The sequence below is a fragment of the Sphingomonas sp. UYAg733 genome, from assembly GCF_054057355.1.
This window is the reverse complement of sequence record NZ_JBSRZE010000004.1, coordinates 125,957-143,696: the sequence shown is the minus strand read 5'-3', so window position 1 is coordinate 143,696 and position 17,740 is coordinate 125,957. Positions and strand designations below refer to the sequence as shown.

Genomic DNA, 17,740 nt, shown 5'->3' with positions numbered 1-17,740 from the left:
ATGTTCGGCAAGATCGCCAGCTTCGAGCTCCGGTATCAACTGCGCAACCCGGTCTTCTGGGTCGTCGCCATCCTGTTCTTTCTGCTGACCTTCGGGTCGGTAACGGTGGAACAGATCCAGATCGGTGGCGGCGGCAACCTCCACAAGAACTCGCCCGCCGCAATCGCGCTGACCTCGCAGATCATGTCGCTGTTCTTCATGTTTGTGACCACGGCGTTCGTGGCGAATGTGATCGTACGTGACGATGAAAGCGGCTTCGGTCCCATGGTCCGGTCGACGCGGGTGAGTAAACTCGATTACCTGATGGCGCGGTTCCTTGGTGCGTTTCTTGCCGCGGCGATCGCCTTTGCCGCGGTGCCGTTCGCGATCTGGCTCGGATCGCTGATGCCCTGGGTCGATTCCGAGACGCTTGGGCCGAACCGCTGGGGCGCCTATCTTCACGCCTATTTCCTGCTTGCGCTGCCCAATATCTTTCTGACCTCGGCGATCTTCTTTGCGGCCGCGACGATCACGCGATCGATGATGTACAGTTACCTCGGTGTCGTCGTGTTCCTGATGCTCTACGCCGCGTTGAACGTGACGCTACAATCCAAGCCCGAGCTGCGTGAGTTCGCCGGTTATGTCGAACCGTTCGGGCTTGCCGCGGTCAGAAACATCACGCGCTATTGGACCGCGAGCGAGGCCAATGGCATGACGGTCGGGCTCGCCGCCATGCTGATGATCAATCGCCTGATCTGGTTCGGTATCGCCCTGGCTGCGTTGGTTTTCGCCTATGCGCGTTTCAGCTTCTCCGAACGCGGCGCGTCGAAGCGCAAGCTCCGCAAACAGGCGCGGACGGCGGCCAAACTGGCCGCGACGCTGCCGATGATGGTCGCCAAATTGCCGCCGGTACGCCCTGCCGATGCCGCCTGGGCGCGGCTCTGGACGCGCTGTCGGTTCGAGATGCGGCTGGTGTTCCGCAGTCCCGCGTTTTTCGTGCTGCTGATAATCGGCTTGTTCAATGCCGTGCTCGGCCTGATCCTTGCCGACGAGATTTACGGCACGGCGCCGCACCCGCGTACCTTTGCGCTGATCGGTACGTTGACCGGGTCGTTCGTGTTCATCCCGCTGATCATCGCGATCTATTATTCTGGCGAACTTGTGTGGCGCGACCGCGAGCGCAAGATGCACGAGATCATCGACTCAACCTCGCTACCCAACTGGGGCTATATGGTGCCCAAGGCATTGGCGGTCACTGGCGTGCTGTTCGCGACATTGCTGATCTCGGTCGTCGCGGCGATCCTGGTGCAGCTGGTACGGGGCCAAACCGAACTGGCGCTCGGCCAGTATTTTGCGTGGTATCTGCTGCCGCAAACTGTCGATATGGCGATTCTCGCGATCCTCGCGGTGTTCGTCCAGGCGCTCAGCCCGAACAAATATGTCGGATGGGCGATCATGGTCGTCTATCTCGTCGCGCAGATCACCCTGTCGAACATCGGCTTCGACCATCCGCTGTACAATTACGGCACTACTGGCAGCCTGCAACTGTCCGACATGAATGGCGCGCAGATCGGCGGCGCGCTGGGTTGGTGGTTGCGGCTCTATTGGGGTGCATTCGCGGTGGTGCTGGCGGTGCTCGCGCATCTGTTGTGGCGGCGCGGGACCGAGACCCGGTTGCGGCCACGCCTCGCGCAGTTGCCGCGCCGCCTGGCCGGTCCATCGGGTGCGATACTCGGTGTCGCGCTGGTCGTCGCCGCAGTGACCGGCGGCTTCCTTTATTACAACATGAACGTCCTCAACATCTATCGCACACCGGAACAGGGCGATCGGCGGCTCGCCGACTATGAGAAGAAATATCTTAAATACGCTGCAGTGAGGCAGCCGTCCCTGACCGACATCACCATGAATGTCGCACTCTACCCCGAGGAACGGCGCGCGGAGACGACCGGACGCTATACCTTCGTCAACGACACCGGCGCACCGGTGCCGGCGTTGCATGTGCGTCTACCTGACAACCAGACGCGGATCGTCTCGATCGAGATCCCTGGCGCGACGCTGGCGATGGACGACGCGGATTTCAAATATCGGATCTATCGCTTCGCGACGCCGCTCGCCCCCGGTGCGACCGGCACGTTGCGCTTCGCGACGGAGCGCAAGACGCTGGGCCTGCGCGCCACCGGCGACGATACCTCGCTGATCGCTAACGGCACTTTCCTAAACAACGCCAACCTGGCGCCGCAGCTCGGCATGGATCGCGACAATTTGCTCAGCGACCGTGTCAAGCGCCGCAAATACGGCCTCACACCTGAACTCCGCCCGGCCAAGCTTGAGGCTGTGTCGGCCCAGCGCCGCAACTATGTCGGCGATGCCGATTGGGTGCGCTCGGACATCACCGTGTCGACCAGCGCGGATCAGACTCCGATCGCGCCGGGCCGCAAGGTTTCGGACAGTGTCGCTGCCGGCCGGCGCACCGCCCATTTCGTGTCGCAGGCTCCGATCCTGGCGTTCTTCTCGATCCAGTCAGCGCGCTATGCCGAGAAATCGGAAATGGCGGACGGCGTGCGCCTGTCGGTACTGTACGATGCCAAACACGCTTATAATGTCGATCGTATGCTCGCCGCGATGAAGCTGTCGCTTGGCTATTACCGCAAGAATTTCGGACCTTACCAGTTCGATTACGCCCGGGTGATCGAATTTCCCGGCTATGCGAGCTTCGCGCAGGCGTTTGCCGGAACCATTCCTTATTCCGAACGGATCGGTTTCCTCGCCGACGCCAGCAATCCCGAAAAGATCGACTATGTGACCTATGTCACCGCGCATGAACTGGGCCATCAATATTGGGCTCACCAGATCATCAGCGCGGACATGCAGGGCGGCACCGTGCTGGTCGAGACGATGGCGCAATATTCTTCGCTGATGGTGATGAAACACCTTTATGGCGAGGACAAGATTCGCCGTTTCCTGAAGTATGAACTCGACAATTATCTGCGCTCGCGCGGTGGCGAGCGGATCGAGGAACTGCCGCTCGATCGGGTCGAGAACCAGCCTTATATCCATTACCGCAAGGGCGCGGTCGTGATGTATTTGCTGCAGGACCGGCTGGGCGAGGATCGGGTCAACAAGATGCTTTCCGGCCTGCTCGACAAATACCGCTTCAAGAGCCAGCCCTATGCGCGCTCGCTCGACCTGGTGAACGGCTTCCTGTCGATCGCGCGGACGCCGGCTGAACGACAACTGGTGCTCGATCTGTTCGATCGCATCACGATCTATGATCTGAAGGCGAAGACGGCAACGACGCGCAAGCTTGCCGATGGCTCTTTCGAGACGAGCATCACGATCGATGCGGCGAAATTCTATGCCAATGGCACGGGCGTTGAAAAACAGGCTCCACTGATCGACAGCATCGATATCGGCCTGTTCGATCAGCGGCCGGGCATCGGCTCGTTCGCGGCGAAGAATGTCATCTCGATGCAGCGAATGCCGGTCAAATCCGGCCAGCAGGTCGTGCGCGTGATATCGAAACGAAAGCCGCTGTTCGCGGGCATCGACCCCTATAATAAATATATCGACCGCAACAGCGACGACAATGTCGTCGGCACGACCAGTTGATCGGGACAGAACACCCACCTCTCGTCCGTTCGCGCTAACCTCGTCGAAGGGCGGCTCGCCGCCGGCAGACCGTCGCTTGTGGCACATGTGCGCGGGTCAAGCCGTAATGGCGATTGTCGACGGCAGTCGTGGCTTTATCGCTTGCCCGACGTGCAGCGTGTCGCCTGCACTGAGGATCGGTCATTCGCGGGCTGGCAATCGGGCGTGCGGCTATCCGCGCATTGCCCCGGCTTGCGATACTCGCCCGCTGAAGAAGATGCGGGCGTGCATTGAACAATGTTGGGAGGTTTGGCATTTGCGGCGTATCGGAGTAATATCGCCGACAATTGGAGACTATCGAATGAACGATCCTGCAATGCTGGTGGCACTCACGGCCGATATCGCCGCAAGTTTCGTAAGCAACAACCGCGTTGGCACGGGTGAGATTGCCGGCATGATCACGTCGGTTCACGATGCCCTGTCAGCGCTGAGCGAGGAAGTCGAGCCGGAAGCACCGGTATTCGTCCCGGCAGTGACGGCGCGCAAGAGCCTGGCCAATCCCGCAAAGATCATTTCGATGATCGACGGAAAATCCTACAGCATGCTCAAGCGCCATATCTCACAGCATGGACTGACCCCCGTCGAATACCGTGCGCGCTATAGCCTGCCCGCCGATTACCCGATGACGGCCCCGGCCTATTCGGAGCAGCGCAAGGCACTGGCGATGAAGATCGGATTAGGGCGCAAGGCAAAGCCCGCCGCGGCTGCCGCGCCGAAGGGGCGACGGAAGCTGGGTGTCGCGACACCGGCCAAGGGAACGCCGCCAAAGGCATAAGCCCTCGCCGTCGAATCCCGGTGGCTGAGGAAATGAAGCTACTGCAGACGCGGGCTTGCGGACCCCATCGACGCTCTGCGCGCTCGATTCCGCAAGCCCGTAACTGCCAGAATTCCCCTCTGGAAATCTGCGAAGGGCTCGCCTATAGGCCTTTTCATCGTCGATCAGTGGCCTTGAAAATGCCCAGTCGGCATGCGGGCGTGGTGGAATTGGTAGACGCGCGGGATTCAAAATCCCGTTCCGCAAGGAGTGTGGGTTCGATTCCCACCGCCCGCACCATCCAAGATAGCAGGCTCTGTAAAGTCCGCCGCACGGGGGACAGGAGCCTGCATCGGCGGATCGCATGGGGTCGCACGTCCCGCGCTCCGCTGCGCGAAATGACAATCGAACGCATTGTCATGCTGGCACTTGGCAGCCCATCCGGGATGCGGCCATCGCCACAAATTGGCCTCGCGAAGCGACAATGCGTCTTTGGTGATTGACTGGCTATCGCTTTATCAATCATAATTAGGCTATGTCGTGATTGATAGAAAGGCATCCTATCGATCATGCGCTGGAATTGGCAACTTCCCGACTGGCCGGATTTCCGCTTCGACGCGGAACGCATCCGCGCGTCAGAAGAGCAATTCCTGAAAGGCTCCGGCGTCGTTATTGGTGCGCTCCACCACCTCGACACCGATGAGCGCGATGGCCTGACCATCGAACTCATCTCGCAGGAGGTTGTCTATAGCTCAGCCATTGAGGGTGAGATCCTCGACCGCGCCAGTGTCCAGTCGTCGCTCGCACGGCACCTGGGCTTTGCCGCCGACCAGCGCCGCGCAAGCGCGGCAGAGGCCGGAGCCGCCGAACTCATGGCCGATGTTTATCGCAGCCATGCTACACCGCTCGACGATCGGACTCTATTCGCATGGCACGCCATGCTGATGAACGGGCGCCGCGACATTGCTAATGTGGGGCGCTACCGAACGAACGAAGATGCAATGCAGATCGTTTCGGGCGCACTCCATGCGCCGCGTGTGCATTTCGAGGCACCGCCGTCAGATGCCGTCCCGATGGAAATGTCCCGTTTCATAGCGTGGTTCAACAATAGCGCGCCGTCGTCATCAAACCCGCTTCCCGCGATCACCCGTGCCGCAATCTCGCACCTGTGGTTCGAGAGCATCCATCCCTTTGAAGACGGCAATGGCCGGATCGGGCGCGCGATTGCTGAAAAGGCATTGGCCCAAAACCTTGCTGCCCCGACGCTGACGGCACTCTCGGAAACGATCCATCGCCATCGCAAAGCCTATTACGCCGCGCTTCAGCTTGGCAGCCAGAGCAACGACATCAATGCCTGGCTGATGTGGTTTGCAGATATTGTCATCGAGGCGCAGGCGCGGACGATCACCCGCATCCGCTTCCTGATCGACAAGACGCGACTGCTCGATCGCTTGCGCGGCGAAATCAACGAACGTCAGGAAAAGGCCCTGCTCCGTATGTTCCGCGAAGGGCCGGATGGTTTTGCGGGCGGTTTGAGTGCTGAGAATTATCGGACGATCACAGATGCCAGTCTCGCCACTACGACGCGCGATTTGAACGACCTGGTTGAAAAGGGGGCGCTGATCCGCAGCGGCGAGCGTCGTTATGCACGGTATCGACTTGCTGCTGGAATAACGGTCGATCACAGTGCAAGTGACGAATGAAATGATTACAGATTATCACTCAAAATACTTGGAGAGCGATCTTGTGCGGCGTCGATCATCCGACAGCAGCGACAAGTTGGCCGTAGCCGTCGCTGGCGCGCAGGTGGATATGAATTCTCACCAAGTTGACGCCGCACTTTTCGCGTTCGCCTCACCATTATCAAAGGGTGCTTTGCTTGCTGATGAGGTCGGGCTTGGAAAAACTATTGAAGCGGGCTTAGTCATCTCTCAAAGATGGGCCGAGGGGAAGCGACGGGTGTTTGATCATCGCCCCGTCCAACCTGCGAAAGCAGTGGTATCAGGAAATGAACGAGAAGTTCTTCATTCCCTGCTCCATCATCGAATCAAAGTCATACAACGCTGCCATCAAAGCGGGCGATTTTCGACCCTTCGATGTAAACGGCAGTGTTGTCATTTGTTCCTATCAATTTGCCCGAAACAAGGCGGCTAACGTGCATTCGACGCCTTGGGATTTCGTTGTGATCGACGAAGCCCATCGGCTGCGGAATGCCTACAAACCGTCCAATGTTATCGCCAACGCCCTGAAAACCGCCCTATCCGAGCGCCACAAACTGTTGCTAACTGCAACGCCGCTGTAAAATTCGTTGCTGGAACTGTTTGGCCTGGTCAGCTTCATCGACGAACACACCTTCGGCGATTTGAAGAGCTTTCGCAAGCAATTCGCCAATCTGTCGCAGGAGCGCACCTTCGAGATTCTGCGTGAGCGTTTGAAGCCGGTCTGTCACCGCACTCAAAAGCCACAGCGACTGAGTGAAAGGGACGAAATCTGGAAAATAAATCTCGTTAGAATTCATTAGATTAGCGACGCGCGTCGGGTCATTTGGCCTAGGCGCGCCCAACTCTGTGTAAGTCAAAGTGGGGCGCGGCTAACAGGGCGACGTTGCGCATATGCGGGCGTGGTGAAACTGGTAGACGCGCTGGATTCAAAATCCAGGTCCGCAAGGAGTGTGGGTTCGATTCCCACCGCCCGCACCATCGAGCTTAATGACCGGTTTTGGGCCGAAAGCGGACTGGCCGGTTATGGGCGGCGAGCGTGGGTTAGCTGCCCCAGGCTGATGTTGGCGCGCCTTGATGAGTCCAATGGCCTTTGTGCCGTAGGCGTACGTTAAAGCGGCCGACAGCAGCCGACTCAAAGTTTGCGCTCGGTTGAACTCGGCGATCCTGAAACCGGCCGTCAGTCCGCGTTCTTCCGCCGGCAAGCTGCCCATATCTGAGTGGATCGAATATCATTGAACGGCGTTATAACTGTCTGGCGAGTATCGGAAGATGCGTGCCGTTGCGACTGCCTGGACGCGGGTCTTACCTGACCATGTTCCCGAACGCACTTCCTCAGGTTAGAGGTGCCATATGATCGTCAGCGCATCGTGTCCCGTCGTTCTCATCGTCGAAGACGAGGCCATGATCCGCATGGGCGCAACGGCGCTCGTTGAGGATCTGGGGTGCGATTTCTTTGAAGCGTCGAGTGCCGACGAGGCGATCGCATTGCTCGAACAGCATCCGCAAATTACGATCGTATTCACCGACATTCAAATGGCAGGATCGATGGATGGATTAGAACTAGCTGCGTATGCGCGCCGCCGTTGGCCGCCGTTGAAGTTCATCATCGTATCCGGCAACCACGTTGCAACAGCAATCGAAATGCCGGAGGGTGCGCGCTTCTTTCCCAAACCCTATAATGCCGCCACGATCGGCGAGGCGATATGCGCGTTCGTTCAGTAAACGTGGCTGCGCGAGGCTAAACTGCCTGCACCTCGGGGTCCTGTGTCGCCCCATCGATCAGCCTTAGCTTGGTCTGTTTGACCGTGATCGATGTCCCGGCTCCGCCGGGTTGGACGTGAACGGTCGCGCGAAGCTGCTTGGCCAGGGCGTTGACAATCGTCGTGCCCAACCCCGCTTTGGCGTCGGCCATATCGCCGGGCATGCCGACGCCATCATCAGCTACTGTCAGCTTCCAGCCCGTGTCGCTGTCGCTATAGCCGACCTTTATCTCGCCGTGCCGGCGGCCAGGAAACGCGTGCTTTAGTGCGTTGATGACGAGTTCGGTCACGATCAGCCCGATGCTGACCGAGGCATTCGAACTGGCGCTGCTTTCGTCGGCGTCGAGGGTGATCGATAGTTGATCGTGATCGGCGATCATCGAAGCCCCGATGCTCTGGCAGAGCTGGCCGAGATAGGGCTTCATGGCGACGTCGCTCAGACTTGAAACCGCAAGCTGACGCTGCAGCTCCGCGACCGACATCACCCGGTTGTGGGCATTGGTCAGGTGATCACGCAATTCCTCGGATTGGCTTTTGCGCGCGCTCTGCAACAGGACGCTGGCGATGATCTGCAGGCTGTTGGCCACGCGGTGCTGCATTTCCTGCAACATAATCGACTTGTCGTGGACGAGTTCGTCGCGAAGCCGGTCGTTGGCGCGGGCCTCCGTCACATCAGTGATCGCCATCAACAGCCGAACCGCATCGCGGTCATCATAGTCGAGTCGGTGAGCATTGACGCATAGTCGACGAACCACTTGTTCGGGTGTGCTCAAATCAAATTCGTAAGCCTCGATTTTCGCCGCACCCGAGGCGACTGCCGTCAGCAGCGAGCGCAATCGCGGCGCATCCCATTCGCCCGTTCCCAACGAGAATATTTCCCGGCCGTTCACGCTGGCTGGCTCGACCTCGAAAGCCCGACAGAATGTGGCGCTCGCGGCGATGACATTGAGCTGGCCATCGAGCAAAAGTAGCGGGGAAGCAGCAGACGCGACCATGGCAATTGCGAGCGTCAGCTCAACAGTTGGCGGCGGCGGTATGGGGGGAGTCATGCTGTGTTCCGTTCGAGAGATGTTGAAAGGGAATCCGGCCAAGCCGTTAGCCAGTGCGCCTCAACCGTCGGTGCAGATAATTGTCGTCGAACCCGGCGATGTGCGCCAGGCGCGAGATGTCGGAAATGATCAGGCTGCCGGGGGTCACTTCCAGCGCGCCCGCCGAGCGCAAGCCCTTGATGACCCGATTGGTGTGGACGGGGGTCAGTCCCACCGCGTCGGCCAGCACGATCTGCGTGAACGGCATTTCGCAGGGGCCGTCATCCGCCAGCCCGATGTTGCGCATCCGGAAATAAAGCTCGCACAACAAGTGTGCGATGCGTTCCTGGGTGGTGCGGCGCCCCATGCTAACGATGGTCGCGCGCAGCACGCCTTGATCGACGAGCTGAGTCCACCAGAACGCCTTGGTCAATCCGTGCCGCGCATCGGTCAGGGCTTCCATCTCCGCGCGCGGTATCGTCGCCACCTTGGCCGTCGTCAGGGTCGCGATGCTGTGGTCCATTTCCGCGAGCACGGCGACGTGCACGTCGCAGCAATCGCCGGGCATCATGAACGCGATGATCTGGCGCCCGCCGTCGGGCAACATCTTATAGCGGCAGGCCCAGCCTTCGAGCATGACGAACACCACGTTCGGCTCGTCGCCTTCGCGGATCAGGTCGTGGCCCGCAGGGTATCTACGCACGCTTTGGCACGCCTCCGCGAGCGCCTCTTCGTCGGCCCGATCGAGCGGGGCGTAGCCGCGCAACTTGTTTATAAATGCATTCGGCATGAGCGCACCCCTCCTCGATGAATCGCGCGGTCGCGAATTAAGGGTGGCAGGGAACATAGATCAGGTTTGCGCAGTGCTGGCAATGTTGGCCAAGAGCCAGGCGGCGACAAAGTTTCGCGCATGCTACGTCGAACGGCGCGACCAATGCCGGCCCCCCCCCCGTGCCCACGGCAAGATTGACGACCATGGCAGCGCTTCTCAAACAGAGTGCAAGCGCCGGATTCAAGCGATGTGGAGGTTGTCCATGGATTCTGAGCAAAAGCCATCATGAATACCCCGATGTCGTCGATGGTCTGCTCCTTGGCCCGGTCATAGCAGCCACCCAGTCGGAGTAGTTGATTGTAATCAAGTGCTGTCGTGCGAACGCGCGTATGGCATAGATTAGTGTTGTGGTGAGCGGACGGTGTTGCGCCCATGGTCACTGGATCGACGGCTTTCGAACCAGCCGCCGTCGGTAGAAAAGGCGATCTCCCGCCTGAGGACGATAGGCCGATATCATGACCGAAATTGCCAACGAGAACGATCCAGCGAGGACCAAGCCCCCGGTGTTGGAGGCTGACGCTCATGGACAGGCGGCGTTGATGCTCGCCGAGAGTATGCTCCACGCGCTAATGGAGAACGGCACGTTCACAACAAAACAGGCTGTGTCGGTCGTCTCCACCGCGCAGGAGATCAAGGTCGAGTTCGCCCAAATGGCCGGCGAATCTCGCGGGCGGATGCAGGATTCGCTCGATCTCCTAACGGCGATTGGCGGCAGTCTCGAACACGAACTGACGTAGTTGTCGGGGACAACTGCGCTCAATTTGCCCGCTTCTTGATTACAATCAATCGTGGCGGAACGAACGATAAATGAGCCGTGTTGCACCTTGAATGATTGGTATGCTGCCCGTGCGATCATCGCCTTTACATCCGGAAATGCCGCCGCGTGATGGCGAGGTTAGCGATCGTCGCGCGCAGCTTGCCGAGGCGCTGACGCGCACAGGCACCGAAGACCGTGAGGCTTTCCGCATCGTCTACACGCTGACCTGTGACCAACTGTTCGGCATCTGCGTGCGAGTTTGCGGGGAAAGAGCGGCAGCGGAAGATGTCCTCGCCGAGGTTTACTTGGCCATCTGGAAACGAGCGGGTGCTTGGGACCCGGCGCGCGGCAGCGCAATTACTTGGCTATCGGCGATCGCGCGGAACCGCGCCATCGACTGGCGACGCGGACATGCGCGCGGGGCCGAGGTCGGAGGGGACATGCGCGAGCTCGCCGACCCGGAACCTTGCGCCGAGACCCGGATGCTGTTGGCAGAAACCGATCGCCACGTTCGCGACAGTCTCGCGGCGCTAGCCCCGCAGCAGCAAGCGGCGATCCGCGCGGCATTTTTCGATGGCCTGACCTATCCCGAATTGGCGGCGCGCAGCGGCGTTCCGCTCAGCACGATGAAAAGCATCGTCCGGCGAGGGCTATCGCTGATGAAGGATCATCTGGAATGTGACAATTTGGCCATCGGGCGGCCCGATCCACGAACAGTATCGCGGTCGCTCCAGCAATTATAAATTGAGAATTGCACGGCCTGACGCGATCGGCGCCGGATTCCCACGGCAGCCGTTGTGCCCCGCCTTTCCCCCCGGGCGGGGCACACTTTTGCATACCCAGGAGCGAACGCATGACCGAAGCTGACCATCCATCACCAGCGGAGCGGACAGAAATCGCTGCACGATTGAGGCAGGTCGAAGCTTATGGCAGACCTCGGCGGGTATGGGTCGATGATGGGCACGTCTTTGTGGAAGGCCACGACGGCACAGTGGTCAGCATGACACCGGAGGTCGCCATTGAGCTTGGCCGTCTCGTCGGTAATGCGGGTGCAGAATCGCTTGTCAACAAGGTCATGGATCTTAGCGGCGGCGACTGAGGGGAAGAGATTCCTGACAAAGCAGGTGCAGACATCGGTCCACCTCACTCATGCTGGTGGTCGAGCAGGCTGGCAGACTTACACAAATCCTTACACAGTTTCCGTTTGCGAAAACAATTCTAGTTCTATATCAATGATATAGGAGAGACTCGTCCCACTCAAAATCCAGTTCCGAGAGGAGTGTGGGTTCGATTCCCACCGCCCGCACCACCAATGATCAACCCCTTCCAGGCTTTTGCGCAACGAACGATCGTCTGTTGCTCGCCGCTCGCTTCGCGACCGGTGCCCGCCCTGTACGTGCTGTACCTCACCCTTTCTTGGAGGCGGCGTTACTGTGGAGGGCTGCTACCGCGGGCGCGTGAGGTCAATGCCCGGATCATGATCATCGCGTCGCCGCCGTTCGCCAGCGCGGTCGGGCCGGTGTCGTAAAGCAGGTAGTTCTGCACATCCTCCGGGATGCTGCCGTCGGGCGCGACGGGGTGTTCGGCAAGCAGTTCCTCGTAACGAGCTTCGTCGGCGTGCGGATCGCCGCTGAGGTCGGCAATGCGCTCGAGCAGAATTGCCGCGGCGACGGGCGTACCGCCTGCGTCGGCCATGCATGCGAGGCTGACTCCATCGAGGATATCGATGCGGGCCCGGTGCACGCGGTTCAGGATCGCGAATACTGAGCCGCCCGTGCTCTGATTCGTGCAACAGCAGTACATTTGATCGCCGACCGCGATTGCCCAGCCGATCATGCGGTGCGAGAAGATGCCCATGCGGAACGATAGCGGGCCGTCGCCCGTGGTCTGCATAATAACATAGTCGTGGACGAACTTGCCCGGGATCTCCGGCACCGCGCGGGTCGTTCGCCACAGGCCCGCCAGCGCCGTGCTAACTTTGCCGCTCGCCAGCGCCGCGTCGCGCAGCTTGCTGAGCCGCAGCCATTCGGCGAAGCCGCTCGGCAGATCGCTGACGACCCGCGGTGCGGGCGCGATGGTGAAGCCGAGGCGATCGGCTAACCCGACCAGGTCGAGGTCCCAGTCGATCATCGAAAATGGTGGCGTCAGGTCGGGCAGCCGCGCCGCCAACGCCTGGGTCAGTCGCGTGCAATTATGTGCCGACGGCGACACCCTGCCATTGCACCAACGCCCGACGAGCGACTTGTCGACGCTGATGTCGGCGGCCAGCCGTCCCCGGCTGATCGACAGAGCCTTGAGCGTCAACGCGAGCTTGTCTCCGAACACCTCGGTCATGCTATAATTTATCCCGCAAAAATGACGCTGGCAATCGTCAAATGCAACCGTTGCACACCCGTTGCACACCTGGTGCGCAGCGTGCGGCCCGGCGTTGCACCTGCCCCGGCCCGACAGCCGCCCCTAAAGGACCGCAATCGCCGCAGTGAAGCGGCCAATTTTTTGGGAGAGTTCAATGCTTAAGATCGTGCGCATTCGCCGTTCCGCCAAAATCCTGTTCCTGGCTACACTCTGCGCCGGAACGTCAAGCGCCGCCGTAGCGGGCGACCAGCTCGCTGTCCCGGCATTCAGCCCGGCCAAGATGGCGGCGTCGATCGAAGCGAAGATGAAGCCGTCCGTCGTCGCGTTCAGCTATACCATCGCCCAGGGCGGTAACGTGGCGCTGGAAAAGGGCTTCGGGCCGGCGCGGATCGCGTTCGACAGCTATCGCGCCCACGGTCCCCTGCAGCGCAATAATATTGCGAGCGTAACCAAGACCTTCACCGCGCTCGCCATCATGCAATTGGTCGAAGCCAACAAGAGTAAGGGCGTCTCGCTCGGTACGCCTATTGGCACGTACCTTCCCGATGGCTGGAAGCCGGGTCCCAATGTCGCGAATCTGACCTTCGCCGAGTTGATGCGCCACACATCCGGCCTCAGTTCCGGAAACATTAACGGCGTCTCCAAGCTTGGTTATGAGGGTGTCAAGGCCACCGTCGCGGGGGGCACAACGTCACATCCTCCAGGTTTTGCAGAGCGAGTTCGCGCCTATGATAATGTCAATTACGCGCTACTTCGCGAACTGATGCCGAAGTTATGGGCTGCGACGGGAACACTGAAATACGAGAAGATCGACGGTTCGCAGATATGGCCAACGCAGGGCGACTATCATTCATTCCTGTACACGAAATACGTGAACATGCATATTCTTGCGCCGATCAACATCAAGAATGTGAATTGTTTCGACAATGGGCCCACGGCAACGCTGTATTATCCGTTGAACCCGAACGCCAAGATAAATGGTGTGGTCGCGGTCGACCAGTCTAAATTCTGCGGAAGCGGCGGACTGTATCTGGCGACGAACGAGATGACGAAATTTTTCGTCTACCTCTTCAACACCGAAAAGCTGCTTTCCGCCCCTGCACGCAAAGTGATGATGGACCAACGTTTAGGGCTCGACGCCATATCGACCTCGCGCGGTGTGTCTTTCTCGCGCAACGGCATCGTAGGCACTGGATCCAACAGCCAGGGCAAGGCTGGGACCAAGGCGTGCATGATCCACTTGCCCGATGGTGTCGATGCCGCGCTGGTTCAGAATTCGCCCGACAATGTAAGCATCAGTCCCTGCTCCGTGCTGATCGCGGCCTTCGAAGCAGGCTGGAAGTAGAAGCTGTTTTCGTCCGGACATTTGCACGCCACCGACCCGGGTTTCGAGGAGATCGGTGGCGCGCAAGTCGCTGGGGCTGTCATGGGCCGCGGTTCGGAAACGGACTGCGCGCCGGCACGGTGGCGCTGCCGGGCGGGATCGAGGTCTCGGTCTTCGAAAACTGGGCCACAGCCCAGCCGCTCGACGTTTGTAACACGCTCCAGGCGGCTTGCGACGCTTCCTGGCAGTAGCCTGAACGGCGCGCGTAGATGCATGCGCGCGCCGTAGTGGCACAGCGCGGCCATTGCGCCCCTCGCGGGGCCCCGACGACAGGGCGCTATCGCGATGCAGCATTGGAAAATCACAACCGCCGCCAGCCTGATTGCGCTGACCGCCCCCGCCCGGAGCCCGCGACACGCAGGAAGGCGATAGCGCCGTCACCGTCGCCATTCATATACGCGAAGCTGCGCGGGAAGACCCGATAGATCACCGCGCCGCGCTACCGTAGATTGCGCGCGGTCATCGCTTGGCGCGGCAGCACGATGATCGCGTCGAGCCCGCCCTCCGGCCGGTTCTGCAGAACGATATCGCCACCCGCATCACGCACGATTGCGCCGGCAAGTGCCAGGCCGAGGCCGATGCCGCCGGTTCCCTTGTTGCGCGACGTTTCGAGCCGGGTGAACGGATCGAACACATCGGTGAGCCGATCCTCCGGAATGCCGGGGCCTTTGTCGGCGACGATGATTCTCACCTCGCGTTCGGTACCCAGGATGCTGACATCGGCGCGCTCGCCATATTTGATCGCGTTTTCGATCAGGTTGCGTACCGCGCGACGCATCAGCGAGGGGCGCAGTTGCATGCGCAGGCGCGCGGTCTCCTCGAACGTCACGTCGTGATCGAGATCGCGGAAATCCTCGACCACCGCATCGACCAGCGCGGCGAGATCGACATCGGTCAGCGGCTCCGACGGCCGACCGAGCCGGGCGAGCGACAAGATGTCGTCGAGGGTGCGGTTCATCTCCTCGATCGTGTCCGCCATCTTGTTGCGGTCGGTGTCGTCCTCGACCGATTCAATGCGCACGCGGAGCGCGGCGAGGGGCGTGCGCAAATCGTGTCCGATCGCGCCGAGCATGCGGTCCTTCTCATCGAGCATCGCGGTGACGCGCAAGCGCAGCGCATTGAAGGCGGAGATGACGTCGCGCACATCCTGCGGCCCGCGCTCCTCGATTGGCACATCGACCTCGCCGGGTTTGAAATCGCCTGCGGCGGTGGCGAGCGTGCGCAGTGGTCTGGAGATGCGTCGGCCGATCCACAACACGGGGAGCAATACGACGCCGTAGAGGATCAGCGTCTGTGCGATCAGCCGCCAGAACAGCCATGCATCGCTACCCGGCCATGGCGTCTTGAGCACCAGCCAGCCTTCGGGGCGTTCGACCGCGATGGTCAGTTCGCCGCCGAGACGCGCCATGCGTCGTGCATGGCGAGACGTCTGATCCTTCAGGCGCGGGTCGTCGGCGCTGACCGTTTTGACCCCGGCCTGGATCCTGCCCACCTTCAGGCGAGTCTCGGTCAAGGCATCACGCAGGCCCTGCTCGACATCGTCAAGGCGCCGCGCATCGGTTGTGACAGGCGATGCCGACATCAGCCGCACCTTGCCGCGATCCGGCTGGAGGTGGGGGCCGCGGCCTGACTCGACGCGCTCGACCGCATCGACGATCCGCGCGATCGCCGGCCCGGTGACCTGTTCGAAGCGGAAAGAGCGGCGCTCCTGCAACAACATGGCGAAATTGATCGCCTGGGCGACGAACAACGCGATCGCCACCAGCAGCGCCATCTGGCCGGACAGGCTGCGCGGCCAGAGGCGTAATGCCGGCATGCGTCGGGAAGCGGCACCGGCCCGCTCCCCCACCCGGCCATGTCGAATGGGGGGACGGACCGATGCCGCCGAATGCGCGTCATCGCGCATTTCAGACCGGTCTTTCACAGCCTCGTGACTTCGGCCGCCAGCGTGTAGCCGCCGCCCCATACCGTCTTGATCAATTCCGGGTTCTTGGCATCGATCTCGATCTTGCGGCGCAAGCGGCTGATCTGGTTGTCGATCGCACGGTCGAACGCGGCGGCCTCGCGCCCTTGCGTCAGGTCGAGCAGCTGGTCGCGGGTCAATACCTGGCGCGGGCGAGTGACCAGCGCGAGCAGCAGGTTATATTCGCCGGTCGATAACGGCACCGACACGCCTTCGCGATCAACCAGCGCGCGCTCGCCCGATTTGAGTACCCAGCCGGCAAAGGCGAAGGAGCCGCGTTCCGGTGCATGCTGGCGTGCGCCACCGGCGGCGGCGCGGCGCAGGATCACCTTGACGCGTGCCGACAATTCACGCGGCGAGAATGGTTTCACGACATAATCGTCGGCGCCCATTTCAAGGCCGACGATCCGGTCGGCTTCCTCACTGCGCGCGGTGAGCAAGATCACCGGGATCTCGCCGGTCTCGCGGATATGGCGGCACAGGCTCAGTCCGTCCTCGCCCGGCATCATGATGTCGAGGATGATCAGGTCGATGGCATAGGCGGCCATGCGCGTGCGCGCCGCCTCGGCATCGCCGGCCTGGGTCACGCGGAAACCCTGCTTGGTCAGATATTGCGCGAGCGGCTCGCGGATCGAGCGCTCGTCATCGACCAGCAACAGATGGGGCGTGTCTCTCATCGGGTCAGGGCTTAGCATGATAATTTCCGGGTGAAAGTACCGGGCGGGCGGAGGATCGGCGCCCGCCCGGCAACCGGACAGCGGGGGGATTACTGGCCGGTATCTGGTTCCGGCGCATCGGCCGCCGGGCCGCCTGGCTGGCCGGCTGACCGTTGGTCGCGCATCGCCTTCATCTTCGCACGGCTCGCATCCATCTCCGCCTTGTCGATGAAGCCATCGCCGTTGGTGTCGAGCTTGGCGAACCGCCGGTCTTCCTGCGCGCGCATCTCATCGCGGCTGATGCGGCCATCGCCATTCGTATCCGCCTTCGCGATCGCACCATGACCACCGATCGGCCGACCGATTGCGCCGGGCGCGGGGGCGGGGCGAGCCATGTCGCCTCTGTGCGGCCGGTCACCGCGCTGGGCGCGCGCCGTGGCCATCTCGTCGGCTGAGATCCTGCCGTCATTGTTGGCGTCGAGTTTGGCGAAGCGCTCATCGGCCTTGGCCAGGAACGCGGCGCGGGTGATCGGCGTGGTGTCGTAGCCGGTCGCGCCCATGCGGCTGCGGCGCTTCAGTTCGTCGCCGGCGACCTGGCCGTCATTGTTGGCGTCCATGCGTGTAAAACGCGCCTCGGCCTGGGCGTGGGCCTCGGCGCGCGAAACCGCGCCGTCATTGTCGGTGTCGGCGCGCATCATACCGCCGCCGCGCTGGCCAGGTTCGGCCTGACCAGCGATAGCGGCACCGCCGGCGAGCGCTGTGCTGGCGAGCGCAGCGGCGAGAAGCAGCTTCTTCATGGCAATTCCCTCGATAGCTCAGGCCGGATCATCCGCGCCTTGGACAGCGTAATGCTTCAAGCGTGTCACGGCGCTGTGTCAACGTGGAGGAGAATTGTCGCAAATT

The 17,740-nt window shown here is 61.1% G+C and carries 15 protein-coding genes, 2 tRNA genes and 1 pseudogene; 12 read left to right on the top strand and 6 right to left on the bottom strand.

Annotated features, from left to right (window positions below; all coding sequences use genetic code 11):
• The 8 genes and pseudogenes from ACVWZA_RS09735 (at nucleotide 1) to ACVWZA_RS09700 (ending at nucleotide 7,824) form a co-directional block, all read left to right on the top strand.
• Nucleotides 1-3,588 carry a M1 family aminopeptidase gene (locus ACVWZA_RS09735; RefSeq protein ID WP_457310999.1) on the top strand — a complete coding sequence of 1,196 codons (3,588 nt, stop codon included), beginning with the start codon at nucleotides 1-3 and terminating at the stop codon, nucleotides 3,586-3,588.
• 340 nt (nucleotides 3,589-3,928) lie between these two features.
• Nucleotides 3,929-4,402, top strand: a complete 474-nt coding sequence (locus ACVWZA_RS09730) for a MucR family transcriptional regulator (RefSeq protein WP_457310998.1) — start codon at nucleotides 3,929-3,931, stop codon at nucleotides 4,400-4,402.
• Nucleotides 4,403-4,596: 194 nt separating this feature from the next.
• Nucleotides 4,597-4,681, top strand: a tRNA-Leu gene (locus ACVWZA_RS09725).
• A gap of 269 nt (nucleotides 4,682-4,950) precedes the next feature.
• A complete protein-coding gene (locus tag ACVWZA_RS09720; RefSeq protein WP_457310997.1) occupies nucleotides 4,951-6,084 on the top strand; it encodes a Fic family protein in 1,134 nt (377 codons plus the stop codon).
• A gap of 257 nt (nucleotides 6,085-6,341) precedes the next feature.
• Nucleotides 6,342-6,683, top strand: a pseudogene (locus ACVWZA_RS09715) (SNF2-related protein); the annotation flags it as partial.
• 6 nt (nucleotides 6,684-6,689) lie between these two features.
• Nucleotides 6,690-6,902, top strand: a complete 213-nt coding sequence (locus ACVWZA_RS09710; protein ID WP_457310996.1) for a hypothetical protein — start codon at nucleotides 6,690-6,692, stop codon at nucleotides 6,900-6,902.
• A 93-nt stretch (nucleotides 6,903-6,995) separates the two neighbouring features.
• Nucleotides 6,996-7,080, top strand: a tRNA-Leu gene (locus tag ACVWZA_RS09705).
• Nucleotides 7,081-7,452: 372 nt separating this feature from the next.
• On the top strand, nucleotides 7,453-7,824 hold the full coding sequence (locus tag ACVWZA_RS09700) for a response regulator (RefSeq protein WP_457310995.1): 372 nt from the start codon (nucleotides 7,453-7,455) through the stop codon (nucleotides 7,822-7,824).
• Nucleotides 7,825-7,840: 16 nt separating this feature from the next.
• Here ACVWZA_RS09700 and ACVWZA_RS09695 read toward each other — a convergent pair whose 3' ends face one another.
• On the bottom strand, nucleotides 7,841-8,911 hold the full coding sequence (locus ACVWZA_RS09695; RefSeq protein ID WP_457310994.1) for a sensor histidine kinase: 1,071 nt from the start codon (nucleotides 8,909-8,911) through the stop codon (nucleotides 7,841-7,843).
• 46 nt (nucleotides 8,912-8,957) lie between these two features.
• Nucleotides 8,958-9,680 carry a Crp/Fnr family transcriptional regulator gene (locus ACVWZA_RS09690; RefSeq protein ID WP_457310993.1) on the bottom strand — a complete coding sequence of 241 codons (723 nt, stop codon included), beginning with the start codon at nucleotides 9,678-9,680 and terminating at the stop codon, nucleotides 8,958-8,960.
• A 497-nt stretch (nucleotides 9,681-10,177) separates the two neighbouring features.
• Between ACVWZA_RS09690 and ACVWZA_RS09685 the strand changes: the two genes are divergently transcribed.
• The 3 genes from ACVWZA_RS09685 to ACVWZA_RS09675 all read left to right on the top strand — a co-directional run bounded on the left by ACVWZA_RS09685 (nucleotide 10,178) and on the right by ACVWZA_RS09675 (nucleotide 11,578).
• Nucleotides 10,178-10,459 (top strand): hypothetical protein, encoded by a 282-nt coding sequence (locus tag ACVWZA_RS09685; RefSeq protein ID WP_457310992.1) that lies wholly within the window; start codon nucleotides 10,178-10,180, stop codon nucleotides 10,457-10,459.
• A 91-nt stretch (nucleotides 10,460-10,550) separates the two neighbouring features.
• Nucleotides 10,551-11,222 (top strand): sigma-70 family RNA polymerase sigma factor, encoded by a 672-nt coding sequence (locus tag ACVWZA_RS09680; protein WP_457310991.1) that lies wholly within the window; start codon nucleotides 10,551-10,553, stop codon nucleotides 11,220-11,222.
• A gap of 110 nt (nucleotides 11,223-11,332) precedes the next feature.
• Entirely contained in the window at nucleotides 11,333-11,578 is a 246-nt protein-coding gene (locus tag ACVWZA_RS09675) for a hypothetical protein (RefSeq protein WP_457310990.1), read from the top strand.
• A gap of 329 nt (nucleotides 11,579-11,907) precedes the next feature.
• Here the strand turns inward: ACVWZA_RS09675 and ACVWZA_RS09670 are convergent, their stop codons facing one another.
• Nucleotides 11,908-12,813 (bottom strand): helix-turn-helix transcriptional regulator, encoded by a 906-nt coding sequence (locus ACVWZA_RS09670; protein ID WP_457310989.1) that lies wholly within the window; start codon nucleotides 12,811-12,813, stop codon nucleotides 11,908-11,910.
• A 175-nt stretch (nucleotides 12,814-12,988) separates the two neighbouring features.
• On the opposite strand from ACVWZA_RS09670, the gene ACVWZA_RS09665 reads away from it, so the two are divergent.
• Nucleotides 12,989-14,179, top strand: coding sequence for a serine hydrolase domain-containing protein (locus ACVWZA_RS09665; RefSeq protein ID WP_457310988.1), 1,191 nt, complete (start codon nucleotides 12,989-12,991; stop codon nucleotides 14,177-14,179).
• Nucleotides 14,180-14,657: 478 nt separating this feature from the next.
• Here ACVWZA_RS09665 and ACVWZA_RS09660 read toward each other — a convergent pair whose 3' ends face one another.
• The 3 genes from ACVWZA_RS09660 to ACVWZA_RS09650 form a co-directional block, all read right to left on the bottom strand.
• A complete protein-coding gene (locus tag ACVWZA_RS09660; RefSeq protein ID WP_457310987.1) occupies nucleotides 14,658-16,034 on the bottom strand; it encodes a HAMP domain-containing sensor histidine kinase in 1,377 nt (458 codons plus the stop codon).
• 104 nt (nucleotides 16,035-16,138) lie between these two features.
• Entirely contained in the window at nucleotides 16,139-16,858 is a 720-nt protein-coding gene (locus ACVWZA_RS09655; RefSeq protein ID WP_457310986.1) for a response regulator, read from the bottom strand.
• 89 nt (nucleotides 16,859-16,947) lie between these two features.
• A complete protein-coding gene (locus ACVWZA_RS09650; RefSeq protein ID WP_457310985.1) occupies nucleotides 16,948-17,634 on the bottom strand; it encodes an EF-hand domain-containing protein in 687 nt (228 codons plus the stop codon).
• Between the last annotated feature and the right edge of the window lie 106 nt (nucleotides 17,635-17,740).